Below are 14,387 nucleotides of genomic sequence, written 5' to 3'. Positions count from 1 at the left end.
TGAAAATGGTGGGGGGCTAGCGAAGGGCCGGCTCCGTGGTAAGGGACTGCTCTACGGTGTTGCCCGTAGCAGGGCGAGGCTGATAGGCCTCGCTGAAGAACATCACCAGGGGAATCACAGCAAACAAGGCAGAAACGATTACCGAAAAGCCATATCCCGTCAGATAGATGGCAGGAGTGTACTTGCGGTGGTTAAGACCCAGAGTTTGGAACCCGCTGCGGAAGCCGTGCCAGAGGTGGTAGCCCAAAGCAATCTGGGATAATGCGTACAGCGCCACGTACCACGGAATCTTGAAGGAGGCGGCAGCTACAGAATACAGGTCGCCCACGGGATGGTCGAGGTTAGGCACTCGCACTTCGGCTAGGCCACCCATTGCATCAAAGCGGGAGCGGATCCAGAAGTTCATCAGGTGCACAATCAGGAAGATGAGCAACAGGGTGCCCAGTAGAGCCATATTGCGGGAAGCCCACTGTGAGTTCTGCTCAGAATGGTTAACCACATAAGCTTGACCACCGCGAGCTTTCTTGTTCTTCACAGCCAAGGCAAGACCCTGGTAGATGTGAGCCAGCAAGCCCAGCATCAGCACTATTTCCATGAACCGGATTACGGGGTTGGTACCCATAAACTCGGCCCAAAAGTTAAAAGAAGCCCCGCCATCATGACGAAGCATCTGGAGGTTAATAAGCAGGTGAACCACCAGAAACGAGCACAGAAACAGGCCCGTGACAGCCATGATAAGTTTGCGGCCGATGCTGCTGGAGAAGGTTTTTGTTATCCAACTCATAAGAGCTACTGAAAGGTTTGGGTAGGTCGGTTGTACTGGTCAAAGGTAGGGTCCAACCCGGTAGGAAACAATCTGCGCTTACCTTTCACGTTAGTAAGAAACAATCTTGAATCTATCTACTGCCAGCTCCGTTAGATCTGTAGTACCGACATATTAACCCAACTGCCTGGTTCTTTGTTAGGTTCCTGACGCTTTTTTACTGACCTTCTCTTCCTAAGTTCTACTGACTTTCAATACTCTGATTCTATGAAGCTTCCCTTACTTAACCGCACCGCCCAACTAGGGTTGGTGCTACTAGTATTGGTGCTGGCTTACTTTGGACTGACGCCTGCGGCCCACGCTACACACTTGCGCGCTGGCGACATTCAAGCCAAAACAGATACGACTGCAGCGCGCAACCCTCGCCGCATCTTCTTTAAGATGGTGCTGTATGAAAGCAGCGCCGGCACTAATGTGTCGCAAACGGATGCCGACATTTTTTTTGGAGATGGTACTGTTGCGCAGAATATCCCGAGAGCAAGTAGGACGCCCGTTGGTTGTGATGGTACGACCTTTCGATTAGTATTTTATTTTGAACATACTTATCCAGCCATTAACCAATATACAGTACACTTCCTAGCTGAAAACCGTAGCATTGGGGTGAAGAATATGGCCAATTCGCAAGGCCAGAGTTTCTACATTTCTTCGCGAATTACCATTGATCCCGCATTAGGGATAAATCAATCTCCAATACTCAATGCTCCGGCCTACGATAGAGCTAGTAGAAACCAAGTGTTTCTTCATAACCCTGCTGCCTCTGATGCCGATGGTGATTCTCTATCGTATGAACTAACTCCTAGCCAATATGTACCTGGTGGAGTAGCTGCTGTATTAGCTCAAACCGGAAACAATCGAAACACGCCTCTTCCAGTACGGAGTACAAACTTCGTTTATCCTAATGAAATAGGAAGTGCAGTACAGGTACCCTATGTCGGTCCGCCCGCTGGCATACCTGGGGCCGCTGCCCTATTTGATCAGGATCCTAAAACAGGGCAAGTGGTATGGAATGCTCCTCTGGAAGTGGGTGATTATAACTTCGCTTTTAGAGTACGAGAATGGCGCCGTGTTCCGGGAGCGAGAGCAAGGCTAATAGGTGAATACATCCGAGACATGCAGGTGACGGTTGGCAACAATGCCAACCAACGGCCAACCATTACGGTGCCTACCGATCTTTGTGTTATTGCTGGTACCCCAGTTACAGGTCTGATTACCGCTACCGACCCAGAAAACCAACAAGTCACGCTTAGTGCCTTTGGGGGGCTACTGCCCCGTCCGGCCAATTTTGTGCAAAATACGCTTGGTCCTCCAGCTCGTGGCACCTTTACTTGGACGCCGAACTGCTCTAACATCCAGTCGGACCCGCATCAAATTCTATTCAAAGCTGAAGATAGACCAGCTAATAACTGCGGGGCAGCCCTCATTGATGAGCGCGTATGGCGTATCACAGTTGTAGGGCCGCCGCCGCAAAACCTGCGCGTAGCTCCCTCGGGAAATACAGCCCAACTGAGTTGGGACAGCTATAGCTGTCAGAACCCGGGTGCTCAGATTCTGATTTTCCGTAAGGAAAATCCCTCCAATTTTACACCTGGTGTTTGCGAAACGGGCATTCCAGCTTCTGCTGGGTATACTCAAATTGGCTCAGTAGCAGTAGGAAGCCGCACCTTTGTGGATGATCGTAATGGCCTAGGCCTAGAGCGGGGTAAGAATTACTGCTACCGTATTTATGTCCAGTTTGCTCGTCCGGCTGGTGGGGCTAGCATTGCTTCCAATGAAGCCTGTATCACATTAGCAGGTCGCTCTCCGCGCTTTACAAATGTTACGGTAGACCGCACAGATGCCACTAACGGTCAAATCACGGTTCGGTGGACGCGGCCAGCGCCTCTTAACAGCTTCAATCCACCTGTAGGCTATCGTCTGTATCGGGCCGTGGGTCAGAACGCAACGTTCCCGACCACTGCTACTCCCCTGCGGACCATTACTAACCTTAGTGATACGGTGTTCGTGGATACCAACCTCAACACCACCGATAATGCTTACACATACAAGCTGGAGTTTTTTAGCAACACGTTGCCCACCGCTAACTCGCCAGTGGCAATTGAGACAGCTGGGCCGGCTTCTAGTGTGCGGGTAAGTACTACTGCTGATCCATTAGCCAATACTATTGCGCTGAACTGGACATATAACGTGCCGTGGGATAACTCCCGTTATCCATCAACTATTTATCGGCGCGATGGACTCACGGGAGCTTATGTGCCAATTGCCAAGGTTACGGGCAGCACTACTGGCGGAACGTATCTGGATAGGGGCACTACGGCTAGGCCACTGGTGAAGGGTAACACGTATTGCTACTACATCAAGACTAAAGGAGCTTACGCCATTGCTCCCAATGATTCGCTCATCAATTTGAGCCAAGAGCGGTGTGTAGCTCTGACGCCCGTGCTGTGTACGCCCGTGCTTACGCTCAAACCCACGAACTGCGACAGTCTAGCCAGTCGGCTTTTTGATCTGCCCGCAACCCCTGTAAATGGGCAGGTATATACCAACTACCTCAGCTGGACGCTGAGTGCTCAGCCTACCGCTGACTGTAGCCGTGACGTAGCAACGTATATAATTTACTACGCGCCTACGCCCAATGACTCCCTGACAGTTCTGACAACTGTGCCCGGCACGCAAACAACTTACGCCCACCAGGGCCTAACTACAGCGCAGGGTTGCTACGCAGTGCGAGCAGTGGACTTGGCAGGGACGCGCAGCTTGCTAAGCAATAAGGAATGCAAGGATAACTGCTTGCTTTTCCTGCTGCCGAACATCTTTACTCCGAACGGTGATGGCAAGAATGACACGTTCCGACCAAAAGTGTTTAGCCCAATCCGGCGCACTAAAGTGCAGATCTTCAACCGCTGGGGTGTGAAGATCTATGAGAGCGACAAAGACCCTCTCATTAACTGGAATGGGGGAGGCAGTGGTGAGTCTAGCTCAGGAACGAAGGTTTCGGAGGGCATGTACTTCTACCAAGCTGAAGTAGAGTTTGGAGATACCAACAGAACCAAGCGCACCTTTAAAGGGTGGGTGCAGGTAAACCGCTAAGCAGACCACTGGCCTAGCTGGATAAAAGAAAAGGAGCGAACAGTTGCTGTTCGCTCCTTTTCTTTGTGGCATGATAAAGCTCTGTCTTGTATTTCTGCTGTTGCTGGGAGGTGTGGTTAGTTGCCAGCCACAAGCTACGCCAACGGCGTCTACCCAACCGGTTGCCAGCGCCGATGCGGCTCGCGCGGCAGTAGCTGATTACATCAAAACCCAGCCCAATGCAGCCCTCTACCAAGCCGATTCGGCGCGGATAGTTGACGTAGATACGAAGTGGCAAGTGCTAGTGCCCCGCATCGATTGGGTGGGGCGGATGCCTAACGCTGCCGCATTTGAAGTCGATAAGCAAACCGGCACCGTAAGTACTCTGAAAGTAAAGTAAGCTGAGCTACTTAGTTTAGCCGCAAGTAGCTACTCTAGGCCACCTGGAGCGTTGGCTACTTCTTTTGTTTTTCCACCTAAATCCACCTTAGTGAAAGCAGTAATTTTTCCTGGCCAGGGCAGCCAGTTCAGCGGCATGGGCCGCGACCTATACGAGCAGCATCCTGAGGCAAAGAGCCTGATGGACCAAGCCAATGAGATTTTGGGCTTCTCCCTGACCGAGGTTATGTTTTCAGGCTCGGAGGAAGACCTGCGCCGTACCGATGTAACTCAACCCGCGATTTTTCTTCACTCCGTAGCCCTAGCTGCGGTGTTACCCGATCTGCGTCCCGATATGGTAGCAGGTCACTCCCTCGGCGAGTTCTCAGCGCTGGTAGCTGCCAAGGTGCTCAAGTTTGAAGATGCGTTGCGCCTTGTAGCGCAGCGCGCTCAAGCCATGCAGGCCGCCTGCCAGGAGCAACCCGGTACTATGGCCGCCATTCTAGGCCTAGATGATGATACCACGGCTCGCATCTGTCAAGAGATTACAGAAGCTGGCAATGTGGTAGTAGCCGCTAACTACAATTGCCCCGGCCAACTGGTAGTGTCGGGCTCGCAGCGTGGCATTGAGCTGGCATGCGAGCAGCTGAAGGCCGCTGGCGCCAAACGCGCGCTGCCCCTGCCGGTGGGAGGTGCTTTCCACTCGCCCCTGATGCAGTCGGCGGAGGCTGCCTTGGCACAGGCTATTGCCGCTACCACGTTCTCGGCCGGCATCTGCCCTGTGTATCAGAACGTAGACGCTGCTCCTCACACCGACCCCAACGAGATTCGGGAGAACCTCGTGCGCCAGCTCACGGCTCCCGTACGCTGGACGCAGAGTGTGCAGCGCATGGTGCAAGATGGCGCTACCGAGTTTGTGGAGTGCGGCCCCGGCAAGGTGCTGCAAGGCTTGGTAAAGAAAATTGCCGCAGAAGCAACCGTTAGCTCAGCTACGGTATAAGCAGTGGCCTAGGCCTAGCACAGAGAAGCCCGTCAGTTATTGTCTGACGGGCTTCTCTGTGCTAGGCCACTTCCGCTTTATTGGTCATCGGGTAGCCTTTGCACTTCCAATGGGTCGGGGCACTGCGCTAGCAACTGTGCCACTGACTGGCCTAGAGCTGGGTGCACCACTTCGGCGGCAATGTCAGCAAGCGGAATCAACGCAAAACGCCGCTCTGGCAAGCGCGGGTGCGGCACTTGTAGGCGAGGCGTGTCTAAGATCAAATCGTCGTAGAGTAACACATCCACATCCAGCGTGCGGGCTCCCCAGCGTACCAGCCGCTCCCGGCCTGCTAGCTGCTCAGTTGCCAGGCACACATCAAGTAGTTCTTCGGCCTGAAGTGAAGTATGCAGCCGAATGGCTTGGTTTAGAAACGGTGGCTGGTCCTGCAGGCCCCAGGCGGCCGTTTCGTAGAGCCCGGAAGTAGCCGCCAATGTTCCCGCTGAGGTTGCGAGGTGCTGTATGGCTTCCCGAAGAATGGTGGCTCGGTCGCCGAGGTTGGAGCCAAGCAGGAGGTAGGCGGTGGGCATAGGCCTAGAGCACGCGGCGAAGAAATTCAATAGTCACATCAGCGGTCTGATGGGCTTCTGTGGGCAATGACGCTTGCAGCCAGGGGTGCCCGCCGCCAAGATTGTGCGTTACGCCGGGCAAGATGGCAAGCTCCGCCTCCGGGTGCCAGCTCTTCAACTCATGGGCCTTTTGCACGGCTACAGTTTCGTCTTGGTCGCCGTGTACAATGAGAGTAGGCCTGTTACGGAGTTTGCGGCGGACGTTGTGCGGAATGTCTAGGCGTAGGCGGTTTTGGTGGTAGTCTTCTACTATCTGAAAGTAAAGCGGAAGCTGCTGTTTGGTGCGGCTGTTTTCTACGTGAAATACTCCCTCTTTCTCCCAGTGCTGCATAAGCTCCTCCGTCCAGCCGGGGTTCACATTATTAATGGCCGCCCACGTAACTACGGCTTTGACGCGGGCGTCTTCGGCGGCCTTGAGCAGCACTAGGCCACCCCCGCGGCTATGGCCAAGGAGCGCGAGACGGGTCAAGTCGGTTTCGGGGGCGGGTAGGGGAGTAGCCTTCGGGTCGAGCAGTGTAGTTAGTAGACTCCCAATATCGTCGAGCTCCAGGCTGAAGTTGTTGTGGCCAAATGCTTCTAAGTCCTCCAAGTCGCCGGAGCCACCTACTACTAGGCCGTTGTGCGAGAGGTTCAGCTTCACGAACACAAAGCCCTGCTGAGCAAAATAGTCGGCGAGCAGGTTGAAGTGGCCCCAGTCTTTAAAGCCCTTAAAACCATGCACAAACACTACCACGGGCTTAGGCTGCCCATCGGGAATGTAGCGGGCATCGGCCTCAAATGGCCTCGTATGATGGGGAGAGGAGAGCAGGAAGTCGAGGCGAACGGGCTGAATTGGCATAGCACTAAGGTAAGTGCAGAAAGTGGGGAGATGATGAACGCGAAACAGCTAGTTGCGGCGGTATTTGCCGCGCTGCGCTGAATAGAACGCTTAACTCGTGAGTTTACTATCTCACTACTCACCTTTTCAGCGTATCATTGCACCGCCCAAAATACCCGCATGAACGTAACGCTGGACCAGATACAAGCGCCTATTGCCGCCGAAATGGAGGAGTTTGAACTTAAGTTCAGGGCCTCCATGAAAACGCGGCAGCTGCTTCTGGATAAAATCATGGGGTACATTGTGAAGCGCAAGGGCAAGCAGATCCGGCCCATGTTCGTGTTCTTCACGGCCAAAATCAGCGGCGGCGACCCGTTACCGGAAGCTTCGTTCCGCGGCGCGGCACTCATTGAGTTGCTGCACACGGCTACCCTCGTGCACGATGATGTGGTGGATGAGAGCAATTACCGGCGAGGATTCTTTTCCATCAATGCTCTTTGGAAGAACAAGATTGCCGTATTGGTAGGCGACTATCTGTTGGCGCGCGGCTTGCAACTGGCCCTCGAAAACGACGATTTTGACCTGCTCAAAATTGTAAATAACGCCGTGCGTGAGCTCAGCGAAGGCGAGCTGCTCCAGATTGAAAAAGCCCGCCGCCTTGATATTACGGAGGACGTGTACTTCGATATCATCCGGCAGAAAACGGCCTCTCTCATTGCTTCCTGCTGCGCCGTGGGTGCCGCGTCGGCTGGGGCCGACAAAGAAACCGTGGAGCGGGCCCGCCTTTTCGGGGAGAAGGTCGGCATGGCTTTTCAGATCAAAGACGACCTGTTCGACTTTGGCACCGCGGAGGTGGGCAAGCCCGTCGGTATCGATATTAAGGAGAAGAAGATGACCCTGCCGCTCATCTACGCCCTGCAGCAAGCCGACTGGCTTACTAAGCGCCGCGTCATCTTCAACGTGAAAAACAACGATGGCCGCAAAGACCGCGTGCAGGCCGTTATCGATTTCGTGAAGAAATCGGGTGGCCTAGAGTACGCTATTAAAGTAATGGAAAGCTACCGCGACGAGGCCCTGACCATCCTACGGACCTTCCCGGAGTCGGCCTCGCGCAACTCCCTCGAGCAGTTGATCAACTATACTATTGAGCGGGAGAAGTAGGTGTGGGATTTTGCTTTCTTAATATAATTCCTAGTATAATGTAATTATAAACTGTAGTGAAAAAAAATCTTTTTGTTACCTGTCTTGCTTCTGTGTTCTTGCTTGGTTGCTCTAAAGACACAAATGCCCCTTCAGATTCGCTGCCTACCAATACTCTCCGGCTAATGGTAAACGGCAAAACATTTCCAGTTGACCCAAATCATACTACTTTAAAAATTCGTAAGCCGAGTAATGGGTATATTGGCAGGGTTACTCTCTTCACTTCTTCCGCTTCCACATCTGAGGAAATAACCTTGTATGCCTTTCAATTGGATGATAATGTATCCATTGAAGCCCCAGGAGAATTTGGTGATAGTAAATCAAATATGCGTATATACGCTGATTATCTAACTAATAATGGAAGTGCTGGGTATACTTTTAGGAACGATTACTGTGATGTTAATAATAAAAATTTTACAATAAAGATTGAGTCAGTCAATACTGCCGCTCACACCATGATCGGTTCATTTAATGGTAACTTGTGCAATGGTAGCCAACCTATGATAAAAGTAGAAAATGGCAGGTTTAATCTGCCTTATACAATTGAGCCATAAACATTACTGTTTGAATTTGAGGCTTATTAGAGTTCTCTACTCAAGTGTGGGTCTTTGGATAAACAAGAAAGACGAAAAGGCCTAGGCCTTTTCGTCTTTCTTGTTTATTACGCAGAATAACTTAGTGGTTGATCTGGTAAGATACTTTCTCGGGCTGCACGTCGGAAACATCGAAATGCACTCCGTCGAAGGTACTCTTGACGGTGATGGCGTGCGTCATGTCACAGCCGGGGCACTTTATTTCTTCGGTTTCAAACTGACCATCGTCCTCGGTGGAGTTAGCCAAGTGGTCGGCGGCGGGCACGCCCAGCGAGTCGGTGAATACTTCGGTGTGGCACTGGTTACACTCGAATTTGAGGCCTACGGTATGGCCTTGCAGTTCATCGAGTGGCGCGGGGGTGCTTTTTTGTTGGATCCACATAGGGAAGAGAGTTTGGTTACGGAAAGGAAATCAGAGCGGGTAATGCAACTGCTAAGCGCAGCCGCATAGGGAAGTACGCAGGCGGCGCTAAAAGGGTAGGCTGTTTGGAAGCCTTAGGTCAGTAGCAGTGGCCTAGAGAAGTTAAAACGCAACAGCGCCCCGCGTAATTAAACGCGGGGCGCTGTTGGTAAATGAGCTGAGGATTAGCGGCTGAGCAGCTGGCCTGCTATGCTTAGCTGCGGCGCTGGCCTCCAAAGTCGCGGCGGCCGTTTTGCTGCCAGCCATTGCGTTGGCCCATGTCGCGGTGCCGCTCTTGGCGCTTGGCTTCCAGCTTTGCGTACTGCGCTTTGGTGAGGGCGCTCTTGAGCTTTTTATCAGTGCTCTTGCGGATGTCCTGGGCCTCGCTCATCATCTTGCTGCGGTCGAGGCCTTTGCGGTTGCGCAGAGCCTGCATTTGCTGGTGCTGATCCTGGAAGATTTTCTCCAGCTTGCCCTTTTGCTTGGCGTTCAGGTCTAGGTCGCGGGCTAGTTCATCTTGGCGGCGCTGACGGTCCTGGGCGTTGTCTTTGCCGCCCCGGCGGCCATGGTCGCTGCGGCTGATTTTATCGTGGTCTTGGCCAAGCAGCACAGGGGCCGCGCTGGCTACGAAGGAAGTACCGAGGCTGAGGAGAAGGGCGAGGCTAAACAGTTGCTTTTTCATGGTTGTATGGAATGGGAAGGTTGGTATGATTGAAGTGAGACGCTGCGTTCTGCCTAGCCCTCTTTCAAACCAGATGCCCGATTCTAGGCCACCTTCCTTGTTATCCATCAAGCACTCAATAAATCCGACTAATCTCCCCAATTAATCGCCCAGTTCTGAAAAGCAGCTTTAGGGTGCAATAGCGCTATTTTATTACTTTGGCCACATGACCCAACCGCTACGCCTGCCTGCCACGCCCCCAGCGGCCGTGCCTCAACTCGAAACTCAGGATCTACTTCTGCGTGGCCCGCGCATCACTGATCTGCCGGAGTTTGCCGCCATGGCTGCCGACCCCGATTTTTACCGTTACGTAGGAGGCAAGCCGCAAACCGAGGAAGACGCCTGGCGCCGCCTCTTGGCGCAGCAAGGCCACTGGACGTTGCTAGGCTACGGTGCGTGGTCGGTGGAGGAAAAAGCTACCGGACGCTTCATTGGTACCGTTGGGTTCTTTGACTTTCAGCGCGACCTAACGCCTTCCATCAAAGGTACCCTCGAAGCTGGGTGGGCGCTGGCGCCGCGCATTCATGGCCGGGGTTACGCCAGCCAAGCTGTGCGCGCCGCGCTGCAGTGGGCCGACGAGCACTTCCCCACTGCCCGCATGACCTGCATCATCGATCCTGACAATGCAGCTTCACTTAAAGTGGCCTACAAGTTCGGTTTCCAAGAATTTGCCCGCGCTACCTACTACAACGAACCCATTCTGCTACTGGAACGGCCCCGAACAAGTCAGTAACCCTAGTTGGTGATAATGCAAAAGGCCTGCTTCCACATGGTAGCAGGCCTTTTGATTAGAATAGAGAAGGACTTACTGGCCTAGCTATTCGGCCAGCAGCTGATCAATCGTTTTGTTGAACTCGTCGATTTCCTGCTGGTAGTACTTGCCGGTGCCGGGGCCGGAGAAGCCCGTATGGATCTTGCGCACCTCACCTTTCTTATCCAGGAAAATGGTGGTGGGGAAGGCCAGCACCTTAGCAAGCTGCGGCAACGATTTGCTGGCGGCATCTTTGTCGGCTACACCGGCTACCGCTAGGTCGTAGCCGACGTTCATGCGCTGCTTCATTTTCAGGAGTTTCTGCGAGGCCAGCTTCTGGTCTTCGGTGCGCTCGTAGCCTAGGCCTATAATTTCTACGCCGCGGCTTTTGTTCTTCTCGTACCAGGGCGCCAGGAAGTTAGTTTCATCCATGCAGTTGGGGCACCAAGAGCCCAGAATCTGCAGAACTACTACTTTGCCGGCATACTTGGGGTCAGAAGGGGAGATGCTGCCGCCTTCGAAGATATTCGGGAACTTGAAGCTGAGCTTTTTCTGGCCGGGCTTCATGCCGGTAAGAGCGTTGGCATCGGGAAGCTTTGCATTGGCATCCAGCACGGCCGTCCAGGTTTCGTGGCCGCCTTTACCACTGTAAAAGTCGCCCTTAATGCTATTGATGTTGCCGGGCTTGTCGAGCTTGCCATCGAACAGGAAGCCGTGGCTGCCATCAAATGTAGAGAGCAGCACGTGCTCCCCATCAGCCTTCGTTACTAGGTTGCCAGCCAGGTAGCGATAGTCGCCGGTGGTGGTCAGGAACGTGCCGGTAATTCCGGAGCCACCGGTTGAGTCTTGCTGAATGATACCAACGGCCGGATAGGTTTTGCCGTCCTCGTCCTTAAACTCGGTACGGAACGTAGCGCCCTGCTTTAAGTCACCGTACACCTCGGCTTTCTTGGTGCCGCCAGTAAACAGGTCTTGTGAGGCGGTGGTTTTTGCGGCAGTAAAGGCCACGCGGTAGGGCTCCTTAGCATCATACTTTACCCAGGCTCCCTTAAGCTTATCGGCACCATCGGGGCGCACTACCAGAGCGGCATCAAATACCCCGAGGCGGATGGTGGTGGAGTCGCCGGCGGTATTGATTTCGTCGAGCTTCAAGCGCTCCTCACCGTTGCGCAGCGTAACGGTGGGCTTGCCGCCATCAGTAGCTACGTCAAACAGGAAAGGAATTTCCTGGCCTTGGGTGCTGAGCACGCCGCGCCAAGTGCCGGCGCTGAGCGGGGTGGCTGCGCCAGTGGCGGCTTGGTTTTCAGAGGATGTCGAATTGGACTGACAGGCCACCGCGGCCAGCGCGAGTCCGGCCCCGGTTATGGCCTTGCGTATTGCAATGGCTACGGGCATGATGAAAATGTTAAGTGAATTCGAGGCTAAACTACTGCCGATGGTTATTAGTTTATAATCAAAGGCCACGTAAGCTGCCTCTATTCCTTGATTATTCGTTAGAATGATTCTAAATGAGGATTTAGGGTAGTGGCAAAGCCCCTAAAAGTTGGCCCGCGGGCCGACCGATACGTATATTTGCGGACCTGCCGCTAGCAGGTTCGTTCTCTCCACTATTTTTCACTTTCGCATTATGGCGTTTGACTTAGAAATGATCAAGGCCGTGTACGATGGCATGGGCTCCCGCATTGAAGCCGCCCGTACCGCCGTTGGCCGCCCGCTTACCCTGACTGAAAAAATCCTGTACGCTCACCTGTACGGCGGCTCTGTTTCGCAGGCGTATGAGCGGGGCGTTTCCTACGTCGACTTTGCCCCAGACCGTGTTGCTATGCAGGACGCTACGGCCCAAATGGCGCTGTTGCAGTTCATGCAGGCTGGTAAAGCCAAAGTGGCGGTGCCCAGCACTGTACACTGCGACCACCTGATTCAGGCTAAAGAAGGAGCCGACGAGGATTTGGCCATTGCAAACTCCGAGAACAAGGAAGTATATGACTTCCTGGCTTCGGTATCTAATAAATATGGCATCGGCTTCTGGAAGCCCGGTGCTGGTATCATTCACCAAGTAGTACTCGAGAACTACGCCTTCCCCGGCGGCATGATGATCGGTACTGACTCGCACACTCCCAACGCCGGTGGCCTAGGCATGATTGCTATTGGGGTAGGTGGTGCTGACGCTGTTGACGTAATGGCCGGCATGGCCTGGGAGCTGAAGTTCCCGAAAGTAATTGGCGTGAAGCTGACCGGTAAGCTCAACGGCTGGACGGCTCCTAAAGACGTAATTCTGAAAGTGGCTGGTATCCTGACCGTAAAAGGTGGTACTGGCGCTATCGTAGAGTACTTTGGGGAGGGTGCCGAAAGCATGTCGTGCACTGGTAAGGCTACCATCTGCAACATGGGTGCTGAAATCGGTGCCACTACTTCGGTATTCAGCTACGACGATAAAATGTCGGAGTACCTGCGCGGTACGGAGCGTGCTGAAGTGGCTGCTCTGGCTGATGGCGTGCGCCAGCACCTGCGCGCCGACGACGAAGTGTATGCTAACCCAGCCAACTTCTACGATCAGCTGATCGAAATCAACCTCTCCGAGCTGGAGCCCCACGTGAACGGCCCGTTCACGCCAGACGCTGCTTGGCCAATTTCGCAGTTCGCGGCAGCTGTAAAAGAGCACGGCTGGCCCGAGAAGCTGGAAGTAGGCCTGATCGGTTCCTGCACCAACTCTTCGTACGAAGACATCACCCGGGCTGCTTCTATTGCAGAGCAGGCCGTGGCTAAAGGCCTAACCGTAAACGCCGAATTCACCGTAACGCCTGGCTCGGAGCTGGTGCGCTACACGGTAGAGCGTGATGGCTTGCTGGATACCTTCGCTCAGATGGGCGGCGTGGTACTAGCTAATGCGTGCGGTCCGTGCATCGGACAGTGGGCCCGTCACACCGACGACCCCAAGCGTCGTAACTCCATCATCACCTCGTTCAACCGGAACTTCGCTAAGCGTAACGACGGTAACCCGAACACGCACGCTTTCGTGGCCTCGCCCGAAATCGTGACGGCATTCGCTATTGCCGGCGACTTGACCTTCAACCCGCTGGTTGATACGCTGACTACTAAAGACGGTCAGCAGGTACGCCTCGATGAGCCGCACGGCCTCGAAATGCCTCCTCAGGGCTACGCCGTTGAGGATGCTGGCTACCAGGCCCCCGCCGTTGACAGCTCGGCCGTACAGGTAATTGTAGACCCAGGTTCCGACCGTCTGCAGCTGCTTGACCCCTTCAAGCCATGGGAAGGCACCGACCTGACGGGTCTGCGTCTGCTCATCAAGGCCCAAGGTAAGTGCACCACCGACCATATCTCGATGGCTGGCCCGTGGTTGAAATACCGTGGTCACCTAGACAACATCTCCAACAACATGCTCATCGGAGCTACCAACGCATTCAACGGCGAGGCTAACTCTGTGAAAGATGGCATGACCCAAGGTACGCCATACTCGGCAGTACCGCAGGTAGCTCGTAACTACAAAGCGCAGGGCATTGGATCTATCGTAGTAGGTGACGAGAACTACGGAGAAGGTTCGTCGCGGGAGCACGCCGCCATGGAGCCCCGCCACCTGGGCGTGCGCGCCATCCTGGTGAAGAGCTTCGCTCGTATCCACGAAACCAACCTGAAGAAGCAAGGCATGCTCGCCTTGACCTTCGCTAACAAGGCTGACTACGACCTGATCGAGGAAGACGATACCATCGACATCCTCGGCCTCACGTCGTTCGCCCCAGGTCAGCCTCTGCAGGTGCGTCTGCACCACGCCGACGGCGACACTGACCTCATCACGGTGAACCACACCTATAACCAGGGTCAGATTGAGTGGTTCAAAGCCGGTTCGGCCCTGAACCTGATCCGTCTGCAGGAGTCGGGCGGCGCCCAGCTGTCGCAGAAGTAAACCTGGCCTAGCGCCACGCAAAACGGCCGTTTCCTGCAAAGGAGGCGGCCGTTTTCTGTATTACCAGACAAGACGGGCCCGTACCTTGTTGCTAGGCCAGTACTCACT

General features: G+C 54.1%; 13 protein-coding genes. 7 read left to right on the top strand and 6 right to left on the bottom strand.

Annotation, left to right across the window (positions count from 1 at the left end; translation table 11 throughout):
• Positions 1 to 16: 16 nt before the first annotated feature.
• Positions 17 to 784 carry a succinate dehydrogenase cytochrome b subunit gene (locus EU557_RS02315; protein ID WP_135528800.1) on the bottom strand — a complete coding sequence of 256 codons (768 nt, stop codon included), beginning with the start codon at positions 782 to 784 and terminating at the stop codon, positions 17 to 19.
• Positions 785 to 1,933: 1,149 nt separating this feature from the next.
• Here EU557_RS02315 and EU557_RS02310 point away from each other — a divergent pair.
• From EU557_RS02310 to fabD, 3 genes are all read left to right on the top strand, one after another.
• A complete protein-coding gene (locus EU557_RS02310; RefSeq protein ID WP_167855060.1) occupies positions 1,934 to 3,910 on the top strand; it encodes a T9SS type B sorting domain-containing protein in 1,977 nt (658 codons plus the stop codon).
• Positions 3,911 to 3,980: 70 nt separating this feature from the next.
• Complete coding sequence (locus EU557_RS02305; RefSeq protein ID WP_135528798.1) at positions 3,981 to 4,289, top strand: hypothetical protein; 309 nt, start codon at positions 3,981 to 3,983, stop codon at positions 4,287 to 4,289.
• A gap of 90 nt (positions 4,290 to 4,379) precedes the next feature.
• The gene (fabD, locus tag EU557_RS02300) at positions 4,380 to 5,267 is read left to right on the top strand and encodes an ACP S-malonyltransferase (RefSeq protein WP_135528797.1); all 888 of its coding nucleotides are present in this window, start codon (positions 4,380 to 4,382) and stop codon (positions 5,265 to 5,267) included.
• Positions 5,268 to 5,344: 77 nt separating this feature from the next.
• Here fabD and folK read toward each other — a convergent pair whose 3' ends face one another.
• Together folK and EU557_RS02290 are read right to left on the bottom strand one after the other, a co-directional pair.
• A complete protein-coding gene (gene folK / locus EU557_RS02295) occupies positions 5,345 to 5,836 on the bottom strand; it encodes a 2-amino-4-hydroxy-6-hydroxymethyldihydropteridine diphosphokinase (RefSeq protein WP_135528796.1) in 492 nt (163 codons plus the stop codon).
• Between the two features lie 4 nt (positions 5,837 to 5,840).
• Entirely contained in the window at positions 5,841 to 6,713 is an 873-nt protein-coding gene (locus EU557_RS02290) for an alpha/beta hydrolase family protein (protein ID WP_135528795.1), read from the bottom strand.
• Positions 6,714 to 6,872: 159 nt separating this feature from the next.
• On the opposite strand from EU557_RS02290, the gene EU557_RS02285 reads away from it, so the two are divergent.
• Together EU557_RS02285 and EU557_RS02280 are read left to right on the top strand one after the other, a co-directional pair.
• Positions 6,873 to 7,853 carry a polyprenyl synthetase family protein gene (locus EU557_RS02285; RefSeq protein ID WP_135528794.1) on the top strand — a complete coding sequence of 327 codons (981 nt, stop codon included), beginning with the start codon at positions 6,873 to 6,875 and terminating at the stop codon, positions 7,851 to 7,853.
• A 56-nt stretch (positions 7,854 to 7,909) separates the two neighbouring features.
• On the top strand, positions 7,910 to 8,446 hold the full coding sequence (locus EU557_RS02280) for a hypothetical protein (RefSeq protein ID WP_135528793.1): 537 nt from the start codon (positions 7,910 to 7,912) through the stop codon (positions 8,444 to 8,446).
• A 121-nt stretch (positions 8,447 to 8,567) separates the two neighbouring features.
• Here EU557_RS02280 and EU557_RS02275 read toward each other — a convergent pair whose 3' ends face one another.
• Positions 8,568 to 8,867, bottom strand: coding sequence for a hypothetical protein (locus EU557_RS02275; protein WP_135528792.1), 300 nt, complete (start codon positions 8,865 to 8,867; stop codon positions 8,568 to 8,570).
• Between the two features lie 232 nt (positions 8,868 to 9,099).
• Positions 9,100 to 9,567 carry a hypothetical protein gene (locus tag EU557_RS02270; RefSeq protein ID WP_135528791.1) on the bottom strand — a complete coding sequence of 156 codons (468 nt, stop codon included), beginning with the start codon at positions 9,565 to 9,567 and terminating at the stop codon, positions 9,100 to 9,102.
• A gap of 205 nt (positions 9,568 to 9,772) precedes the next feature.
• On the opposite strand from EU557_RS02270, the gene EU557_RS02265 reads away from it, so the two are divergent.
• Positions 9,773 to 10,339, top strand: coding sequence for a GNAT family N-acetyltransferase (locus EU557_RS02265; RefSeq protein ID WP_135528790.1), 567 nt, complete (start codon positions 9,773 to 9,775; stop codon positions 10,337 to 10,339).
• Between the two features lie 84 nt (positions 10,340 to 10,423).
• Here the strand turns inward: EU557_RS02265 and EU557_RS02260 are convergent, their stop codons facing one another.
• Entirely contained in the window at positions 10,424 to 11,752 is a 1,329-nt protein-coding gene (locus tag EU557_RS02260; RefSeq protein ID WP_135528789.1) for a peroxiredoxin family protein, read from the bottom strand.
• Between the two features lie 232 nt (positions 11,753 to 11,984).
• Between EU557_RS02260 and EU557_RS02255 the strand changes: the two genes are divergently transcribed.
• Entirely contained in the window at positions 11,985 to 14,279 is a 2,295-nt protein-coding gene (locus EU557_RS02255; RefSeq protein WP_135528788.1) for an aconitate hydratase, read from the top strand.
• Positions 14,280 to 14,387 lie beyond the last annotated feature (108 nt).

The sequence above is a fragment of the Hymenobacter wooponensis genome (assembly GCF_004745865.1).
GTDB classification, from domain to species: Bacteria; Bacteroidota; Bacteroidia; order Cytophagales; family Hymenobacteraceae; genus Hymenobacter; species Hymenobacter wooponensis.
This window is presented reverse-complemented; position numbering and strand designations above follow the sequence as displayed.

Bases quoted from the DNA above. Each gene is read 5' to 3' on its own strand.
- EU557_RS02310 (WP_167855060.1), top strand. From the start codon at position 1,934: ATGCAGGTGACGGTTGGCAACAATGCCAACCAACGGCCAACCATTACG.
- EU557_RS02255 (WP_135528788.1), top strand. From the start codon at position 11,985: ATGGCGTTTGACTTAGAAATGATCAAGGCCGTGTACGATGGCATGGGC.
- EU557_RS02275 (WP_135528792.1), bottom strand. From the start codon at position 8,867: ATGTGGATCCAACAAAAAAGCACCCCCGCGCCACTCGATGAACTGCAA.
- folK (WP_135528796.1), bottom strand. From the start codon at position 5,836: ATGCCCACCGCCTACCTCCTGCTTGGCTCCAACCTCGGCGACCGAGCC.
- EU557_RS02265 (WP_135528790.1), top strand. From the start codon at position 9,773: ATGACCCAACCGCTACGCCTGCCTGCCACGCCCCCAGCGGCCGTGCCT.
- EU557_RS02260 (WP_135528789.1), bottom strand. From the start codon at position 11,752: ATGCCCGTAGCCATTGCAATACGCAAGGCCATAACCGGGGCCGGACTC.
- EU557_RS02315 (WP_135528800.1), bottom strand. From the start codon at position 784: ATGAGTTGGATAACAAAAACCTTCTCCAGCAGCATCGGCCGCAAACTT.
- EU557_RS02305 (WP_135528798.1), top strand. From the start codon at position 3,981: ATGATAAAGCTCTGTCTTGTATTTCTGCTGTTGCTGGGAGGTGTGGTT.
- EU557_RS02290 (WP_135528795.1), bottom strand. From the start codon at position 6,713: ATGCCAATTCAGCCCGTTCGCCTCGACTTCCTGCTCTCCTCTCCCCAT.
- EU557_RS02270 (WP_135528791.1), bottom strand. From the start codon at position 9,567: ATGAAAAAGCAACTGTTTAGCCTCGCCCTTCTCCTCAGCCTCGGTACT.
- EU557_RS02285 (WP_135528794.1), top strand. From the start codon at position 6,873: ATGAACGTAACGCTGGACCAGATACAAGCGCCTATTGCCGCCGAAATG.